Origin of the sequence: Nocardioides sp. Leaf307 (assembly GCF_001423135.1) — a bacterium.
Classification (GTDB): Bacteria; Actinomycetota; Actinomycetes; order Propionibacteriales; family Nocardioidaceae; genus Nocardioides; species Nocardioides kribbensis.
The window spans coordinates 1,839,854-1,857,781 of the sequence record NZ_LMNY01000001.1; the positions used below are offsets into that span (position 1 = coordinate 1,839,854).

At 72.9% G+C, this 17,928-nt stretch carries 15 protein-coding genes; 14 read left to right on the forward strand and 1 reads right to left on the reverse strand.

Annotation, left to right across the window (positions count from 1 at the left end):
* Window positions 1-46 precede the first annotated feature (46 nt).
* The 5 genes from metH (at window position 47) to ASF50_RS08490 (ending at window position 7,113) form a co-directional block, all read left to right on the forward strand.
* Window positions 47-3,790, forward strand: coding sequence for a methionine synthase (gene metH / locus ASF50_RS08470; protein ID WP_056864409.1), 3,744 nt, complete (start codon window positions 47-49; stop codon window positions 3,788-3,790).
* On the forward strand, window positions 3,783-4,505 hold the full coding sequence (locus tag ASF50_RS08475; protein WP_056904048.1) for an HAD family hydrolase: 723 nt from the start codon (window positions 3,783-3,785) through the stop codon (window positions 4,503-4,505). The genes metH and ASF50_RS08475 overlap by 8 nt, the downstream gene beginning before the upstream one ends.
* Window positions 4,506-4,662: 157 nt before the next feature.
* On the forward strand, window positions 4,663-5,058 hold the full coding sequence (locus ASF50_RS08480; protein WP_156697888.1) for a hypothetical protein: 396 nt from the start codon (window positions 4,663-4,665) through the stop codon (window positions 5,056-5,058).
* A 28-nt stretch (window positions 5,059-5,086) separates the two neighbouring features.
* Window positions 5,087-6,391 carry a sensor histidine kinase gene (locus ASF50_RS08485; RefSeq protein ID WP_056864412.1) on the forward strand — a complete coding sequence of 435 codons (1,305 nt, stop codon included), beginning with the start codon at window positions 5,087-5,089 and terminating at the stop codon, window positions 6,389-6,391.
* Complete coding sequence (locus tag ASF50_RS08490; protein ID WP_235557593.1) at window positions 6,388-7,113, forward strand: response regulator; 726 nt, start codon at window positions 6,388-6,390, stop codon at window positions 7,111-7,113. The genes ASF50_RS08485 and ASF50_RS08490 overlap by 4 nt, the downstream gene beginning before the upstream one ends.
* Here the strand turns inward: ASF50_RS08490 and ASF50_RS08495 are convergent.
* Window positions 7,074-8,000 (reverse strand): RecB family exonuclease, encoded by a 927-nt coding sequence (locus tag ASF50_RS08495; RefSeq protein ID WP_056864413.1) that lies wholly within the window; start codon window positions 7,998-8,000, stop codon window positions 7,074-7,076. The genes ASF50_RS08490 and ASF50_RS08495 overlap by 40 nt on opposite strands.
* A gap of 76 nt (window positions 8,001-8,076) precedes the next feature.
* Here ASF50_RS08495 and ASF50_RS08500 point away from each other — a divergent pair, with 76 nt between their 5' ends.
* The 9 genes from ASF50_RS08500 (at window position 8,077) to ASF50_RS08540 (ending at window position 17,876) form a co-directional block, all read left to right on the forward strand.
* Entirely contained in the window at window positions 8,077-9,243 is a 1,167-nt protein-coding gene (locus ASF50_RS08500) for a site-2 protease family protein (RefSeq protein WP_056904049.1), read from the forward strand.
* 175 nt (window positions 9,244-9,418) lie between these two features.
* Entirely contained in the window at window positions 9,419-10,330 is a 912-nt protein-coding gene (locus ASF50_RS08505) for a tRNA (adenine-N1)-methyltransferase (RefSeq protein ID WP_056904303.1), read from the forward strand.
* Window positions 10,331-10,482: 152 nt separating this feature from the next.
* Window positions 10,483-12,249, forward strand: coding sequence for a proteasome ATPase (gene arc, locus ASF50_RS08510; RefSeq protein ID WP_056904050.1), 1,767 nt, complete (start codon window positions 10,483-10,485; stop codon window positions 12,247-12,249).
* A 76-nt stretch (window positions 12,250-12,325) separates the two neighbouring features.
* Window positions 12,326-13,834 (forward strand): depupylase/deamidase Dop, encoded by a 1,509-nt coding sequence (gene dop / locus ASF50_RS08515; RefSeq protein ID WP_056904051.1) that lies wholly within the window; start codon window positions 12,326-12,328, stop codon window positions 13,832-13,834.
* Between the two features lie 41 nt (window positions 13,835-13,875).
* A complete protein-coding gene (locus ASF50_RS08520; protein WP_056864417.1) occupies window positions 13,876-14,073 on the forward strand; it encodes a ubiquitin-like protein Pup in 198 nt (65 codons plus the stop codon).
* Complete coding sequence (prcB, locus tag ASF50_RS08525) at window positions 14,073-14,918, forward strand: proteasome subunit beta (RefSeq protein ID WP_156718217.1); 846 nt, start codon at window positions 14,073-14,075, stop codon at window positions 14,916-14,918. The genes ASF50_RS08520 and prcB overlap by 1 nt, the downstream gene beginning before the upstream one ends.
* Window positions 14,915-15,724, forward strand: coding sequence for a proteasome subunit alpha (gene prcA / locus ASF50_RS08530; protein ID WP_056904053.1), 810 nt, complete (start codon window positions 14,915-14,917; stop codon window positions 15,722-15,724). Before prcB ends, prcA begins: the two co-directional genes overlap by 4 nt.
* Before the next feature lie 215 nt (window positions 15,725-15,939).
* Window positions 15,940-16,245: a hypothetical protein gene (locus ASF50_RS08535; RefSeq protein ID WP_056904054.1), complete on the forward strand. Its 306-nt coding sequence runs from the start codon at window positions 15,940-15,942 to the stop codon at window positions 16,243-16,245.
* Complete coding sequence (locus ASF50_RS08540) at window positions 16,221-17,876, forward strand: amidase (RefSeq protein WP_200920051.1); 1,656 nt, start codon at window positions 16,221-16,223, stop codon at window positions 17,874-17,876. The genes ASF50_RS08535 and ASF50_RS08540 overlap by 25 nt, the downstream gene beginning before the upstream one ends.
* Window positions 17,877-17,928 lie beyond the last annotated feature (52 nt).

The window sequence follows — 17,928 nt, forward strand, 5'->3', positions numbered from 1 at the left end:
CCACCGTCGTCCGGGTCGAGCGCGGCGCCCCCCGAGAGGAGCTGCGTTGCCCGAGCCCGAGGACACCTCCGTCGACTGGCGTCCCGACGCCACCGAGGCGCTCACCCGCGCCCTGCAGGAGCGGATCCTGGTGCTCGACGGCGCGATGGGCACCGCGATCCAGCGCGACCGGCCCGACGAGGCCGGCTACCGCGGCGAGCGCTTCGCCGACTGGCCCAGCGACCTGGTCGGCAACAACGACCTGCTCACCCTGACCCAGCCCGACATCATCGCGGGCATCCACCGGGAGTACCTCGAGGCCGGCGCCGACCTGCTCGAGACCAACACCTTCAACGCCAACGCCGTCTCGCTCTCGGACTACGGCATGGCCGACCTGGCCCGCGAGCTCAACCTGGAGGCCGCGCGGCTGGCCCGCCGCGTCGCCGACGAGGTGGCCACCCCGGAGCGGCCGCGCTACGTCGCGGGTGCGCTCGGTCCCACCACCCGCACCGCCTCCATCTCCCCGGACGTCAACGACCCGGGCGCGCGCAACGTCTCCTACGACCAGCTCGTCGAGGCCTACCTCGAGGCCGCGCGCGGCCTCGTCGACGGCGGGGCCGACCTGCTGATGGTCGAGACCATCTTCGACACCCTCAACGCCAAGGCGGCGATCTTCGCCCTCGAGACGCTCTTCGAGCAGACCGGGCGCCGCTGGCCGGTCATCATCTCCGGCACGATCACCGACGCCTCGGGGCGCACGCTGTCGGGCCAGGTCACCGAGGCCTTCTGGGACTCCGTGCGCCACGCCCGACCGATCGCGGTCGGCCTCAACTGCGCCCTCGGGGCCAGCGAGATGCGCCCCTACGTCGCGGAGATCTCGCGCATCGCCGACACCTTCGTGTCCTGCTACCCCAACGCCGGGCTGCCCAACGCCTTCGGCGAGTACGACGAGACCCCGGAGCAGACGGCCGCGGTCGTGGGGGAGTTCGCGGAGGCCGGCTTCGTCAACATCGTCGGCGGCTGCTGCGGCACGACCCCGGCCCACATCGCGGCCATCGCCGGCGCCGTCGAGGGACGCACCCGCCGCGAGGTGCCGTCGGTGGGCCCCGCGCTGCGCCTCTCGGGCCTCGAGCCCTTCACGGTCGACTCCTCCAGCCTCTTCGTCAACATCGGCGAGCGCACCAACATCACCGGCTCGGCCCGCTTCCGCAACCTCATCAAGGCCGGCGACTACGACGCGGCCCTGTCGGTGGCCGCGCAGCAGGTCGAGAACGGCGCGCAGGTCATCGACGTCAACATGGACGAGGGCATGATCGACGGCGTCGCGGCCATGGACCGCTTCACCAAGCTCATCGCCAGCGAGCCCGACATCAGCCGGGTGCCGGTGATGGTGGACTCCTCGAAGTTCGAGGTGATCGAGGCCGGCCTGAAGAACGTCCAGGGCAAGGCCATCGTCAACTCGATCTCGATGAAGGAGGGCGAGGACGCCTTCCGCGCCCAGGCCCGCCTGTGCCGCAAGTACGGCGCCGCCGCGGTGGTCATGGCCTTCGACGAGGACGGCCAGGCCGACAACCTGGAGCGCCGCAAGGCCATCTGCGAGCGCGCCTACCGGATCCTGGTCGACGAGGTCGACTTCCCGCCCGAGGACATCATCTTCGATCCCAACGTCTTCGCGGTGGCCACCGGCATCGAGGAGCACGCGTCCTACGGGCTGGACTTCATCGAGGCCACCCGCTGGATCAAGCAGAACCTCCCCGGCGCGAAGGTCTCGGGCGGCATCTCCAACGTCAGCTTCTCCTTCCGCGGCAACAACCCGGTGCGCGAGGCGATCCACGCCGTCTTCCTCTTCCACGCCATCGAGGCCGGCCTCGACATGGGCATCGTCAACGCCGGGGCCCTGGTGGTCTACGACGAGGTCGAGCCCGAGCTGCGCGAGCGCATCGAGGACGTCGTGCTCGACCGGCGCCCCGACGCCGCCGAGCGCCTGCTGGAGATCGCCGAGGAGCACAACCGCGCCGGTGAGGCCGTCGAGGCCGTCACCGAGGCCTGGCGCGAGCTCCCGGTGGGGGAGCGCATCACGCACGCCCTCGTCAAGGGGCTCGACGCCCACGTGGAGTCCGACACCGAGGAGCTGCGTCGGGAGATCGCGGCGCGCGGCGGTCGACCGATCGAGGTCATCGAGGGCCCGCTGATGTCGGGCATGGACGTCGTCGGCGACCTCTTCGGCGCGGGCAAGATGTTCCTGCCGCAGGTGGTGAAGTCGGCGCGCGTGATGAAGAAGGCCGTGGCCTACCTCATCCCGTTCATCGAGCAGGAGAAGCTCGACAACCCGGCGCTGGCCACCGCCAAGGAGACCAACGGCACGATCGTCATGGCCACGGTCAAGGGCGACGTGCACGACATCGGCAAGAACATCGTCGGTGTGGTGCTGCAGTGCAACAACTACGAGGTCATCGACCTCGGCGTCATGGTGCCGGCGCAGAAGATCCTCGACACCGCCCAGGAGGTCGGCGCCGACATCATCGGGCTGTCGGGCCTCATCACGCCCTCGCTGGACGAGATGGTCAACCTCGCCACCGAGATGCAGCGCCAGGGCCTGACCATCCCGCTGCTCATCGGCGGGGCCACCACCTCGCGCGCCCACACCGCGGTCAAGGTCGACCCCCGCTACGACGGACCGGTCGTGTGGGTCAAGGACGCCTCGCGCTCGGTGCCCACCGCGGCGGCGCTGCTGCACGAGACGCGCCGCGAGGCTCTGCTGGCCGACGTCAAGGCCGACTACGACTCCCTGCGCACCCGTCACGCCGGCAAGAGCGAGCGTCGCCTGCTGCCCTACGACCGGGCCCGCGCCGACGCCACCCCCGTGGACTGGAGCGGCTACGACGCCCCGGCGCCGCGCCGCCCCGGCGTCCACGTGCTCGAGGACTACGACATCGCCGAGCTGCGCGAGTACATCGACTGGCAGCCCTTCTTCAACGCCTGGGAGATGAAGGGCCGCTTCCCCGACATCCTCAACAACCCCGCCTCCGGGGAGACCGCGCGGAAGCTCTACGACGACGCCCAGGAGATGCTCGACCGCATCGTGGCCGAGAAGTGGCTCACCGCCCGCGGGGTCTACGGGCTGCTGCCTGCCAACGGCGACGGTGACGACACCGTCGTGTGGGCCGACGAGGAGCGCACCGAGGTGCGCACGGTGCTCCACCACCTGCGCCAGCAGGGCGAGCACCGCGAGGGCGTGCCCCACCGCTCGCTGGCCGACTACGTCGCTCCGCGCGACACGGGCATCGCCGACCACGTCGGCGGCTTCGCGGTCACCGCCGGGATCGGCCTGCCCGAGCGCGTCGAGGCCTACAAGGCCGAGCACGACGACTACAGCGCGATCCTGCTGGAGTCGCTGGCCGACCGCCTCGCCGAGGCCTTCGCCGAGCGTCTGCACCAGCGGGTGCGCACGGAGTTCTGGGGCCACGTGCCCGAGGAGCAGCTGAGCAACGAGGACCTCATCGCCGAGAAGTACTCCGGCATCCGCCCCGCGCCGGGCTACCCCGCCTGCCCCGACCACACCGAGAAGCTGACCCTGTGGGACCTCCTCGACGTCGAGAAGACCACCGGGATCACCCTCACCGAGTCGATGGCCATGTGGCCCGGTGCGTCGGTGTCGGGCTGGTACTTCAGCCACCCGCAGTCGCAGTACTTCGTGGTGGGTCGCCTCGGTCGCGACCAGGTCGAGGACTACGCCGCGCGCAAGGGCTGGTCGCTCGCGGAGGCGGAGCGGTGGCTCTCGCCGAGCCTGGGCTACGACCCCGATGACTGAGGCCGACCTCGTGCGCTCCGCCGGACGCAGCCCCGGCGGAGCGCTGCCCGCCGCGGTCCTGTGGGACATGGACGGCACGCTCGTCGACACCGAGCCCTACTGGATCGCGACGGAGCACGCGCTGGCCGCCGAGCACGGTGCGACGTGGACCCACGAGGACGCGATGCGGCTGGTCGGCAACGACCTGCTCGACTCGGCGGTCTACATCCGCGAGCGCATGGGCCTCGACCTCACCCCCCGCGCCATCGTCGAGCGCCTGCTCGACGGTGTCGTCGAGCAGGTGCGCGTCGACGTGCCGTGGCGGCCGGGCGCCCGCGAGCTCCTCTCCGCGACCCGCGCGGCGGGGCTCCCGACGGCGCTGGTGACGATGTCGTGGACCCGCTTCGTCGAGCCGGTCGTCGATGCGCTCCCGGAGGCCAGCTTCGACGTCGTCGTGACCGGCGACCAGGTCGAGCGGGGCAAGCCCCACCCCGACCCCTACCTGCTCGCGGCCGAGCGGCTGGGGCTCGATCCTGCGCACTGCCTGGCCGTGGAGGACTCCGCCACCGGCGCCGCCTCGGCCGCCGCGGCCGGGTGCTCGGTGCTCGTGGTGCCGCACCACGTGGCGGTGCCGCCCGGGCCGCGCCGGGTCTTCCGCGACAGCCTGCACGGGCTCGGCGTCGACGACCTCGCCGCCACCCACGCCGCAGCCGGGGCGGGGCGGCGTGCCCGCTGAGGCCGCCGGGACCGACCGGCGCTCACGCGGGTCGACCCGTCCGGGTCGTACCGGGGTCCTAGTACCAGAGGACAGTGGCGCAGACCCCCTCGCGTCGGTCAGATTTACCTCACCTCGGGGACGCCACTCGACTCCGCGGAAGCGGAGGAGAGCAGCGGTGCCGGCCCGGATCAGTCTCGTCGTCACGTCCTTATGCATGGTGGGCGCAGCGGCCCTCGCCACCGCACCTGGTGCGGCGGCGGGTGACGGCGAGACTGATCGGGGAGGCTGCCGCGGTGACAGCACGTCGAGCTACAAGCTCCGTGTCAGCGCCGACGGCAACGGACGCCTCACCGTCGTCGGCAGCGTCTTCTCCGAGGACGACGACGTCTGGGAGTGGCGCATGCGTCACAACGACGACTTCTCGGCCAAGGGCGAGGTGCGCGCCAAGGACGCCGACCGGTCCTTCCGCATCTCGCGGTCGATGATCGACCTCGGGGGTGCCGACGACATCGAGTTCCGGGCTGAGAACACGGCGAACGGCGTGATCTGCAAGGGTGAGGTCATCTTCTGACCGAGCCCGCTGTCACGATCTGAGGACCATGAGGCTGCTGCGCCACCCCGTCGTCGGGTTCCTCCTCGTCAGCGGCGCCCTCCTGGTCGTCATCGCGGTCGTCGCGGGACGCCTCGCGGACCGCGCCGCCGAGGAAGGCGCGTTGGCCGAGCGCCGGGCGACCAACCGCCTCGTCACGGCCGCCCTGGTGGAGCCCTACCTCAAGGAGCGTCTGTTCCCCGGCAGCAGCAAGTCGCTCCCCGGCACCCTCGACCGCTTCGACCGGGAGATGCGGCAGCTGGTGACCAACAGCCCGGCGCGGATCGAGGCGCTGACGGTGCGCGCCGCCGACGGCACGGTCGTCTACGCCCCCGACCTCAGCCTGATCGGACAGGTGTACCCCCTCACCGCCGCCGAGGAGGCGGCGCTGCTCGACGGAGGCACGGGATCGGCGCCGGCGGGGGACCGGGCACCCCTGGTGCCCGCCGGGCCCGACGGCTCCCCGGACGACCTGGTCCAGGTCTTCACCGGGAGCCAGACGCCGCAGGGACGGCAGGTGCTCGTCGAGGCCTTCTACGACGTGCAGGACATCGAGTCGCGGCGCGAGGAGATCTACAACGCCTACCGCTGGATCACCGTGGGCCCCTTCCTCCTGCTCACGGTGATCGTCACCTGTCTGCTGACCCTCCTCACCCGGCAGCTCCGCACGGCGTCCCGTGACCGGGAGCGGCTGCTGCGCTCGGCGATCAGCGCCTCCGACGCGGAGCGCCGCCGCATCGCGCGCGATCTGCACGACGGCGTGGTGCAGGACCTCGCCGGCACGGCCTTCTCCCTGTCGGCGCTGAGCCGCGACCCGGCGACACCCACCCGGGCCCGCGACCTCCTGGAGGACACCGGTGTGGCCCTGCGCGACAGCCTCAAGGCGCTGCGCTCGCTGCTGGCGGAGATCCACCCGCCCGACCTGCACGCGCGCGGGCTGGCCGCCGCGCTGTCCGACCTCGTGGCGCCCGCCGAGGCCGCGGGCATCGAGGCCACCGTGGCCGTGCACGACGACGTGGCCCACGCGCCCGACGCGGAGGTGGCGCTGGTCTGGCGCGTGGCGCAGGAGGCCGTGCGCAACGCCATCCGGCACTCCGCCGCCGGGAGGCTCTCGGTGGAGGTCGGCGCCGCGCCCTCCGGACTCGTGCTCGAGGTGGCCGACGACGGCGTCGGGTTCGACCCCGAGGCGGTCCGCGACCGCAGCAGCTACGGCCTGCGCGGCCTGCAGAGCCTCGTCGAGGACACCGGCGGCTCTCTGGTGGTCGACAGCGCGCCCGGCGAGGGCACCCGCGTCCTGCTGAGGGTCGAGCGGTGAGCGACCCCGTGCCCGCGGCGCCCGTCGTGCGGGTCGTGCTCGTCGACGACCACGCCGTGGTGCGGCACGGTCTCTCGCAGCTGCTCTCCGCCAGCGCCGGGGTCGAGGTGGTCGGGTCGGCCGCCGACGGCGCCGAGGCCGTCGACCTCGCACGACGGCTGCGACCCGACGTCGTGGTGATGGACCTGCAGATGCCGGGGGTCGACGGCGTGCAGGCGACCCGCGCGGTCGTCGCCGAGGGGCTGGCCGAGGTGCTGGTGCTGACGTCGTTCTCCGACTCCGAGCGCATCGTCGCGGCCCTCGACGCGGGAGCGGTCGGCTACCTGCTCAAGGACGCCGACCCCGACGTGCTCGTGGCCGGGGTCCACGCGGTCAGCCGCGGGGAGTCCCCCCTCGACCCCCGCGCCGCGCGGCAGCTCCTCGGCTCCCGGCAGCCGTCCGGGGGGCGCCTGCCCGGGACGGGCGGTCCCGGCGTGCCACCGCCCGGGGGCCGCGCGAGCACCCCGGCGGGGCTGACCCGCCGCGAGCTGGAGGTGCTGGGACTCGTCCGCGCCGGTCTGGCCAACAAGCAGATCGCCCGCCGCCTGGGCATCACCGACCGCACGGTCAAGGCCCACCTGACGCGGGTCTACGCCGCGATCGGCGTCGTCGACCGCACGCAGGCCGCGCTGTGGGCCGAGCGTCAGGGCGTGGAGGTGCCGGGGGCGTCCTCGGACACCTGAGCCGACACGGCGTCGGAGGGCCCCACGACCGGCAGCGGCGGGGGAGTGCCCCCGAAGGCCGGGCAGAGGGCCTGGTGGGCGCACCACGAGCACAGCCGTCCGGGGCTGGGCAGCCACTCCCCGCTCTCGCGGGCGCTGCGGATCGCGGCCCAGATGGCCTCCACCTTGCGCTCGGTGGCGACCAGGTCGGCCTCGTCGGGCTCGTAGCGGACGATCTCGCCGTTGCCCAGGTAGACCAGCTGCAGGACCTTCGGCACCACCCCGCGCGTGCGCCACAGCACCAGGGCGTAGAACCGCATCTGGAAGAGCGCACGGGCCTCGAAGCCCTCGCCCGGGGAGCGTCCGGTCTTGTAGTCGACCACGCGCAGCGCGCCGTCGGGCGCCACGTCGAGCCGGTCCACGAAGCCCCGCAGCAGCAGCCGCGACTCCAGGACGGTCTCGACGTAGACCTCGCGCTCCGCCGGCTCGAGCCGCGTGGGGTCCTCGAGGGTGAACCACCGGTCCAGCACCACGCGGCACGACGCCAGCCAGGCCGCGGCCTGCGGCCCCTCGCGGTCCTCGAAGAGCTCGGCGAGGCCCGGCTCGGCCTCGACCAGCGCCTCCCACGTCGGGTCGACCATCGTGCTCGCGCGCTCGGGGGTGCGCTCGGCGGCCGGCAGGTCGAAGAGGTCCTCCAGCACCTTGTGCACGAGCGTGCCGCGCACGGCGTCGACGCTGGGCGGCTCGGGCAGGCGGTCGATCGTGCGGAAGCGGTAGAGCAGGGGGCACGTGGTGAAGTCGCCGGCCCGGCTGGGCGAGAGGGCACCCACGACCTCGACGCCGTCGACCGGTGTCGAGAGCCGCTCGGCGGGGGAGTCGGCGACGGTCGGGACGGTGGGACTGGCCATGCCGGGCAGCCTAGGGCCGACCGCCGACGTCCCCGCGCCCGTGAGCGGGCCACCGCGGGTCCGATAGCCTCGCAGCGTGTCCCCGACCGGCCCGCAGGGCGACCCGCCGACCCCCGAGCGAGGCCGCGCGCGCCCCGCGGGCACGTTCAAGGTCGGCACCATCGCCGGCAGCGACGTCCTCGTCTCCTCCTCGTGGTTCCTGGTCGCGGCGCTGATCTCGGTCATCCTCGCCCCGCAGGTGGAGGCGGCCCGGGGAGGGCTGGGAGCGCTGAAGTACGTCGTGGGCGTCGTCCTCGCCGTGGTGCTCTACGGCTCGGTGCTGCTGCACGAGGCCTCCCACGCCGTCGTCGCCCGCCGCTACGGCTTCCGGGTCACCGCGATCACGCTGCACTTCCTCGGCGGCGCCACCACGATCGACGCCGAGTCGCGCACCCCGCGCCAGGAGTTCTGGATCGCCGTCGTCGGCCCGCTCACCTCCCTGGCCGTCGGCGCGGTGGCGGGTGGGCTGTGGTGGGTCACCCCCGACGGCCTGCTGCGCCTGGGCATCGGCATCCTGGCCGCCTCCAACCTGCTGGTCGGCGTGCTCAACCTCGTGCCCGGCCTCCCGCTCGACGGGGGGCGGGTGCTCAAGGCGGCCGTGTGGGGCGCCACCGGCGACCAGCACCGCGGCAGCATCGTCGCCGGCTGGGGCGGCCGGGTGACCGCGGTGGCCGTGCTGTTCTGGCCGGCCGCGCAGCAGGCGCTCACCGGTGTGGCCCCCGACCTGCTCGACTACGTGCTGGCCTTCGTGGTCGCCACCTTCCTGTGGGCCGGGTCGAGCGCGGCCATGAGGCACGCCCGGCTGCGCCGACGCCTGCCGGCGCTCGTCGCGCGCGACCTGGCCCGGCGCACCCTGGCGGTGCCGAGCGACCTGCCCCTCGCCGAGGCGGTCCGCCGCGCCCAGGAGGCCGCGGCCGGGAGCATCGTCACCGTCGCCCCCGACGGTCGCCCGGTGGGCGTCGTCAACGAGGCCGCCCTCCTCGCCACGCCGGAGGAGCGTCGCCCCTGGGTGGCCACCTCCACCGTCAGCCGGGCCCTGGCGCCCGGGCTGACCCTCTCGGTCGGTCTGAGCGGGGAGGGGCTGCTGCGCGCGATGGGCAGCGAGCCGGCCAGCGAGTACGTCCTGGTCTCCGACGACGGCTCGGTCTTCGGGGTGCTCTCCTCCGCCGACCTCGAGGCGGCCTTCCGCGCCACTGCGGGCTGAGCGCGTCCGATGGCCTAGGGTTCCGGCCGTGCCCGACCAGCCTGAGCAGCCCGTGCCGACCGAGCCCGCCGAGCCCGCCGAGCCCGCCGAGGCCGCCGAGCCCGCCGAGCCGCAGCCCGACGCCGCGGGCGAGCCGGCACGCGATCCCGACGTACCGCCGGAGGCGTGGTCGGGTGTGCACCGCGGACCGCTGCGCGCGGGGGAGTGGGTGCGCCTGACCGACACCAAGGGCCGCCGGCACAACTTCGAGCTCGTGCCGGGCAAGCGCTTCTTCTCCAACCGCGGCCACCTCGAGCACGACGACCTCATCGGGCGCGAGGAGGGCTTCACCCTCGCCTCGTCGGCGGGCGGGGAGTACCTCGTCTTCCGCCCGCTGCTCTCGGAGTTCGTCGTCTCCATGCCCCGCGGCGCGGCCGTCGTCTACCCCAAGGACGCCGCCCAGATCGTGGCCCTGGCCGACATCTTCCCGGGCGCGCGCGTGGTCGAGGCCGGGGTCGGCTCCGGCGCGCTGACCTGCTCGCTGCTGCGCGCGGTCGGCCCCTTCGGCCGGGTGACCTCCTACGAGCGCCGTGAGGAGTTCGCCGAGGTCGCCCAGCGCAACGTCCACCAGTTCTTCGGTGCTCCCGAGGGCAGCAGCCACCCTGCGTGGCAGCTGCGCCTGGGCGACCTGGCCGAGGCGCTGCCGGCCTCCGGGGAGCGCTGCGACCGCATCATCCTCGACATGCTCGCGCCCTGGGAGTGCCTCGACGCCGCCGCCGACGCGCTCGTGCCCGGCGGCATCGTCTGCGCCTACGTCGCCACGACGACCCAGCTCTCCCGCTTCGTCGAGACCGTCCGGGCCCACGGCGGCTTCACCGAGCCCCAGCCGTGGGAGTCGCTGGTGCGCGACTGGCACGTCGAGGGGCTGGCGGTGCGACCGGGGCACAAGATGATCGGCCACACCGCGTTCCTGGTGACCGCGCGCCGGATGGCCCCGGGCGAGCGCCCGCCGCGCAAGACCCGTCGTCCCGCGCCCGGCGCCTACGGCCCCGACTACTCCGGCCCCCGCCCGCCCGACGTGCCGGTCGAGGACCCCGCCTCCGACTGAGTCGGCCCGCTCGCCGCCACCCGCCCGGGTGCACGGCGGTGCCGGTGGCGCGGCGGTGTCGGGCGCGCGACCAAAACGTGACCGACACCGTGGGATCCGCCCTTCCCTGACGTCGTCGCGCGGGTAGTGTCGCCAGCACAGGAGGTGCGCTGATGACGTCGGAGAACCCGTCAGGATCGAGTCGGTACGGCACGGGGGGCGCGAGCCCCGAGGAGCTCATGGCCCAGGTCCGCTTCCTGGAGCAGGAGGTGGGCGACCTGCGTCGTCGTCTCTCCGAGGCTCCGGGGAGCCCGCGCGGCCTCGAGCTGCGCCTCGCCGACACCCAGCGGTCGCTGGCCGCGGTGACCTCGCAGAACGAGCGCCTCGCGCAGACGCTGCGGGAGGCCCGCGACCAGATCCTCAAGCTCAAGGAGGAGGTCGACCGCCTGGCCCAGCCGCCGGCCGGCTTCGGCACGTTCCTGTCGCGCAACGACGACGACTCCGTCGACGTGTTCACCGGCGGGCGCAAGCTGCGGGTGACGGTGAGCCCGGGCGTCGACCTCGACGACCTGCGCCGCGGCCAGGAGGTCATGCTCAACGAGGCCCTCAATGTCGTGGCCGCCCTGGAGTTCGAGCAGGTCGGCGAGGTCGTGATGTTCAAGGAGCTGCTCGCCGACGGCGAGCGGGCCCTGGTCATCGCCAACGCCGACGAGGAGCGCGTCGTGCGCCTCGCCGAGCCCCTGCGCCAGGAGACCATCCGCGCGGGCGACTCCCTGCTGCTGGACTCGCGGGCGGGCTACGTCTACGAGAAGGTCCCGAAGTCGGAGGTCGAGGAGCTGGTCCTCGAGGAGGTCCCCGACATCGCCTACGAGTCGATCGGCGGCCTCGGCGGCCAGATCGAGATGATCCAGGACGCCGTCGAGCTGCCCTACCTCCACCCCGAGCTGTTCAAGGAGCACGAGCTCAAGCCGCCCAAGGGCGTGCTGCTCTACGGCCCGCCCGGCTGCGGCAAGACCCTCATCGCCAAGGCCGTCGCCAACAGCCTGGCCAAGAAGGTCGCGGCCAGGACGGGGCAGGAGGGCAAGTCGTACTTCCTCAACATCAAGGGCCCCGAGCTGCTCAACAAGTACGTCGGCGAGACCGAGCGCCACATCCGCCTGGTCTTCCAGCGCGCCCGGGAGAAGGCCAGCACCGGCACCCCGGTGATCGTGTTCTTCGACGAGATGGACTCCCTCTTCCGCACCCGCGGCTCCGGGGTCTCCTCCGACGTCGAGAACACCATCGTCCCGCAGCTGCTCAGCGAGATCGACGGCGTCGAGCTGCTCGAGAACGTGCTGGTCATCGGCGCCTCCAACCGCGAGGACATGATCGACCCGGCCATCCTGCGCCCGGGCCGGCTCGACGTGAAGATCAAGATCGAGCGCCCTGACGCCGAGTCGGCGCGCGACATCTTCAGCAAGTACCTCAAGACCTCGCTGCCGCTGCACGCCGACGACCTCGCCGAGTTCGGCGGCGACCGCGACGCGTGCGTGGCCGGCATGATCCGGGCCACCGTCGAGCGGATGTACACCGAGACCGAGGAGAACCGCTTCCTCGAGGTGACCTACGCCAACGGCGACAAGGAGGTCCTCTACTTCAAGGACTTCAACTCCGGGGCGATGATCCAGAACATCGTCGACCGTGCCAAGAAGATGGCCATCAAGGACCTGCTCGACCACGACCAGCGCGGCCTGCGGGTCTCGCACATGCTCCAGGCGTGCGTCGACGAGTTCAAGGAGAACGAGGACCTCCCCAACACCACCAACCCCGACGACTGGGCGCGGATCTCGGGCAAGAAGGGCGAGCGGATCGTCTTCATCCGCACGCTCATCACCGGCAAGCAGGGCACCGAGCCGGGGCGCTCCATCGACACCGTCGCCAACACCGGCCAGTACCTGTAGTCCGCCGCCGGCTCCGCGGCCGACCGGACCCCCGGTGGCCGCGGAGCCGCAGGCACCTGCGGCGTAGGCTCGCGGCATGAGCGTGCGACGGGTCATGGGCACCGAGGTCGAGTACGGCATCTCCGTGGCCGGACAGCCCCACGCCAACCCGATGGTGGCCTCCTCGCAGGTCGTCAACGCCTACGCCTCGGCCACGGTGCGCGCCCGCCGGGCCCGGTGGGACTTCGAGGAGGAGTCGCCCCTGCGCGACGCCCGCGGCTTCGACATGTCGCGCCAGGTGGCCGACGTCTCGCAGCTCACCGACGAGGACCTCGGCCTGGCCAACGTGATCCTCAGCAACGGTGCCCGGCTCTACGTCGACCACGCCCACCCCGAGTACTCCACGCCCGAGGTCACCACGCCGCTCGACATCGTGCGCTGGGACAAGGCCGGCGAGCAGGTCATGCTCGACGCCCAGGTCAGGGCGGGCCAGCTGCCCGGCGGCGCGCCGATCCTGATGTACAAGAACAACACCGACGGCAAGGGCGCCTCCTACGGCGCGCACGAGAACTACCTCATGCGCCGCTCGACCCCGTTCGCCGACATCGTCAAGCACCTCACGCCGTTCTTCGTCAGCCGCCAGGTCGTCTGTGGCGCCGGCCGGGTCGGCATCGGCCAGGACGGTCGCCAGCACGGGTTCCAGGTCAGCCAGCGCGCCGACTTCTTCGAGGTCGAGGTGGGCCTGGAGACCACGCTCAAGCGCCCGATCATCAACACCCGCGACGAGCCGCACGCCGACCCCGAGAAGTACCGCCGCCTGCACGTCATCATCGGCGACGCCAACCTCGCCGAGGTGTCGACCTACCTCAAGGTCGGCACGACCTCGCTGGTGCTGGCCATGATCGAGGACCGCTTCCTCGACCGCGACCTGGCCGTCGAGGGCCCCGTCGCCGCGCTGCGCGAGGTCTCCCACGACCCGACGCTGCGCCAGCTGCTGCGGCTGCGCGACGGGCGCACGCTGACCGCGGTGCAGCTGCAGATGGAGTACCTCGAGCTGGCCCGCAAGTACGTCGAGGACCGCCTCGGCGACGACGCCGACGCGCAGACCGTCGACGTGCTCGCCCGCTGGGAGTCGGTGCTCGACCGGCTCGAGCGCGACCCGATGCTCTGCGCCGGCGAGCTGGACTGGGTGGCCAAGCTCAAGCTGCTCGAGCAGTACCGCTCCCGCGACGGCCTGGACTGGGACGACGCCAAGCTGGCCCTCATCGACCTCCAGTACTCCGACATCCGCCCCGAGAAGGGGCTCTACCACCGCCTGGTCGGCGCCGGGCGCATCGAGCGCCTGCTCGACCAGCCCGGGGTCGACGACGCCATGCACGACCCGCCGGAGGACACCCGCGCCTACTTCCGTGGCCGCTGCCTGGAGAAGTACGCCGACCACGTCGCCGCGGCCTCGTGGGACTCGGTGATCTTCGACCTACCGGGGCGCGAGTCGCTCCAGCGGGTGCCGACCATCGACCCGCTGCGCGGCACGAGGGCCCACGTGGGCGAGCTCCTCGACCGCTGCGAGACCGCCCAGCAACTCTTCGCCGCGCTCACCCGCTGAGTCCCGGCTCGTCGCGCCCGGGGAGTCGCTAGGGTCGGCGTATGGCACAGGAGCAGAAGCAGCCGCGCAGGTCCTCGGAGACCGAGGAGGCCGTCGAGACGGCCCCCGAGACCGACGTCGCCGAGCGCAAGGGCACCATCGACGCCGACGTCGACGACATCCTCGACGAGATCGACGACGTCCTGGAGACCAACGCCGAGGACTTCGTGAAGTCGTTCATCCAGAAGGGCGGCCAGTGATCCCCGGTCCACGACTTCCCGCGTCCTACCTCCAGCCGGGGGTGTCCTCCTTCAGCGACTTCCTCGCCGACCAGGCCCCCGACCTGCTGCCGGGGCGCCGGACGCTGCCGCAGGGTCAGGCCGGCGACCTCGCGCCGCACGGCACGACCATCGTGGGGGCGACCTTCCCCGGCGGCGTGCTGCTGGCCGGTGACCGTCGCGCCACGATGGGCAACATCATCGCGCAGCGCGACATCGAGAAGGTCTTCGCGACCGACGAGTACTCCGCGGCCGGCATCGCCGGCACCGCCGGGCTGGCCATCGAGTTGATCCGGCTCTTCCAGACCGAGCTGGAGCACTACGAGAAGATCGAGGGCACGACGCTCTCCCTCGACGGCAAGGCCAACCGGCTCTCGGCGCTGATCCGCTCCAACCTCGGCATGGCCATGCAGGGTCTCGCCGTCGTGCCGCTGTTCGCGGGCTTCGACCTCGGCGACGCGCGCGGACGCATCTTCAGCTACGACGTCACCGGCGGGCGCTACGAGGAGACCGGCTACACCGCGGTCGGCTCGGGCTCGATGTTCGCCCGGGGCTCGCTGAAGAAGCTCTACCGCCCCGACCTCACCGAGGCCGAGGTCGTCACGCTGGCCGTGCAGGCGCTCTACGACGCCGCCGACGACGACTCCGCCACCGGCGGGCCCGACGTCGCGCGACGCATCTTCCCCATCGTCCACGTCATCACCGCCGAGGGCGGTCGACGCCTCTCCGGCGACGAGGTCGCGGCGGTCGCCGACCGTGTCATCGCGGGCCGGATGTCCCACCCCGACGGACCCACCGCCCCGCTGACCGGAGGGGGACACGCATGAGCACGCCGTTCTACGTCTCGCCCGAGCAGCTGATGAAGGACCGGGCCGACTTCGCGCGCAAGGGCATCGCCCGCGGCCGCTCGGTCGTGGTGATCCAGTACGCCGACGGCGTCCTCTTCGTCTCCGAGAACCCCTCCCAGGCGCTGCACAAGGTCTCCGAGATCTACGACCGCATCGCCTTCGCCGCGGTGGGGCGCTACAACGAGTTCGAGAACCTCCGCATCGCCGGGGTGCGCCTCGCCGACATGCGCGGCTACGCCTACGACCGGCGCGACGTGTCGGGCCGTGCCCTGGCCAACGCCTACGCCCAGACCCTGGGCACGATCTTCTCCAGCGGCGGTGAGAAGCCCTACGAGGTCGAGCTCTTCGTGGCCGAGATCGGCGACGATGCCGCCGAGGACCAGGTGTACCGGCTCACCTACGACGGCCAGGTCGCCGACGAGCACGGCTACGCCGTCATGGGCGGTGCGGCCGACGTCGTCGCGGGCTACCTCAAGGAGCGGTACGCCGAGGGCGCCGCGCTCGGCGACGCCTTGCGCCTGGCGGTGGCGGCCCTGGGCCACACCCCGGACGAGAAGGGGGTGGCGCGCGACCGGGTCATCGCCACCCGCGACCTCGAGGTCGCCGTGCTCGACCGCACGCGCCAGCGCCCGCGCAAGTTCGTCAGGCTCAGCCCCGCGCGCCTCGAGCAGCTCCTCGGCGACCGCGCCTCGGCGGCGCCCGAGCCGGCAGCGGGGGAGACCACCACCCCCGACCTGCTCGGTGGAGCCGGCGAGGTGGAGGGCGAGCCGCCCGTCGCGCCCTGAGCCACGGCCGGCACCAGCACCGGCACCGGCACCGGCACCAGCACCGCCCGAGCCCGCCCCGGACCCACGTCCGGTGCGGGCTCGTGGCGTGCGGGCCCACGGGCGACACACACCGGCGTCCCACGAAATCCGCCGGTCACACCGTCGACACCGCACGCGCGATCGGCCTTCCTACGGTCGGGCTCGACCCCACGCCCGCCCGAAAGGTGCCCTGCATGCCCGTCTCCGCCGCCAGCCTCACCGACGAGGAGCTCACCGCCTTCGTCAAGGCCCGCCTGCTCGTCGCCGGCTTCGACCTCTCCCTCCTGCCCACCACCTTCGACGCCGCCACGGGCGTGCCGACCCAGGACTCCCTGGTCGCCTCGCTCAAGGGCTTCGTGCGCTCCACGCCCGGCGCGATCAACACCTGGCGACCCGCCAGCGGCTCACCGACCGACGACGACCTCTACGCCCAGCAGGTCGCACCGCCGCTGGAGTACCCCTCGATCGTCGAGGCGTGGACCGGGAAGGTGGACGCCTGATGGTCGCCGAGGTCAACCGCCGTGCCTTCCTCGCCGCCACCGGCGCGGCCGCCGCGCTCGGCGTGGTGGGCACGACCGAGGGTGCGGCCGCCGCACCCGCCGCCGGCAGCGCCGCCGAGCGCGCCGCCACCGCGCGGGCCATCGCCGGCGTCAGGCTGCCGAACGTCGCGGTGAGGGCCGCGGCCAAGGCCGACCCCACCGAGGCGACGCTGGCCGAGGCGGCCCAGCTGCTGCGCCGCAACGTCGTCACCGCCACCGAGCTGGTCTCGGCCCACCTCGAGCGGGCCGACACCTACGACGGGGTCTACCAGGCCTTCAACGCCCGACCGGCCGAAGCCGCCCGGGCCCGGGCGAGGGCGGTCGACCGGGGCAGGGTGAGCGGACCGCTGGCCGGGATCCCGCTCACGATCAAGGACAACTTCTTCACCGCCGGCGTCGCGACCACGGCCAACTCGACCATCTTCGAGGACTTCGTGCCGACCTACGACGCGACCGCCTGGTCGCGGCTGCAGGCCGGGGGAGCGGTCATGGTGGGCAAGGGTCAGATGGGTCCCCTGGCGACGACCCGCGCCACCCTGCCCAACGGCACCGTCACCACGGTCAACGCGTGGACCCCGGCCGACGCGGGCGTCGACCCGGGCGGCTCCTCGACCGGTCCCGCGACGTCGGTGGCGGCACGGATGGCCTGCTCCTCCATCGGCACCCAGACCGGCGGCAGCATCATCCTGCCGGCCAACCGGCAGAACCTCACCGGCCTCAAGCCCACCATGGGCCGGGTCTCGCTCCACGGCGTCGTGCCGCTGACCTACACCCGCGACCACGTGGGGCCACTCGCCCGCGACGTGCTCGACGCCGCGATCATGCTCCAGGTGCTCGCCGGCGTCGACAGCCAGGACCCCCGCACCCAGGGCCTGCCCCGCAAGCCCGACTTCATCGCCTCCGCGCTGCCGAAGGTCGACCGCAAGGGCAGGGTCGTGGCGCGCCGGGCCACCCGGATCGGCGTGCCCGAGGGGTACCTCGCGAGCTTCACCGGTGAGGCCCTCGCGCTGCAGACCGAGGCGCTGGCCGCGCTCGACGCGATCCCGGGGCTCACGCTGGTCGACGTCACCTACCCCGACGACTGGGCCCTGCTCACCGGCACCTTCAACGCGGTGCGCCTGCCCGAGCGCACCGAGCCCTTCCTGCGCGTCCTGCAGCAGGATCCGACGAGGTTCGGGGTCTCGCTGACCTCGTGGGTGCAGGGCCTCTTCCTCTCCGGCGACGAGTGGATCACCGGGCAGCGGGCCAAGCACCGGCTGCTGCGCGACGTGCTCGACACCGTCATGGCCGACTGCGACGTGCTGCTGCAGACCAGTGTCGTGCCCTTCGACATCCTGGGCCTGCCGGAGATCGGCTTCCCGATCGGCTTCGCCGCCTCCAGCGCCGGCCCCGACACCCTGCCCGTCGGCACGGTCCTCGGTGGCGCGCCCTACGAGGAGGACCGCCTCATCGAGGTGGTCGCCGCCTACCAGGCCGTCACCGACTGGCACCTGCGTCGCCCGGCCGACCCCGACCTCGGCGGCCGGGTCGCCGGACGTCGCGGCGCCGCGCCCCGCCTCAGCGCCGACGAGGTGGCCCGCCTCACCGCCTGACCCGGCACGCACCGGCACGCCTCGGCACGCGCGGGCGGCGCTCCCTGCGGGG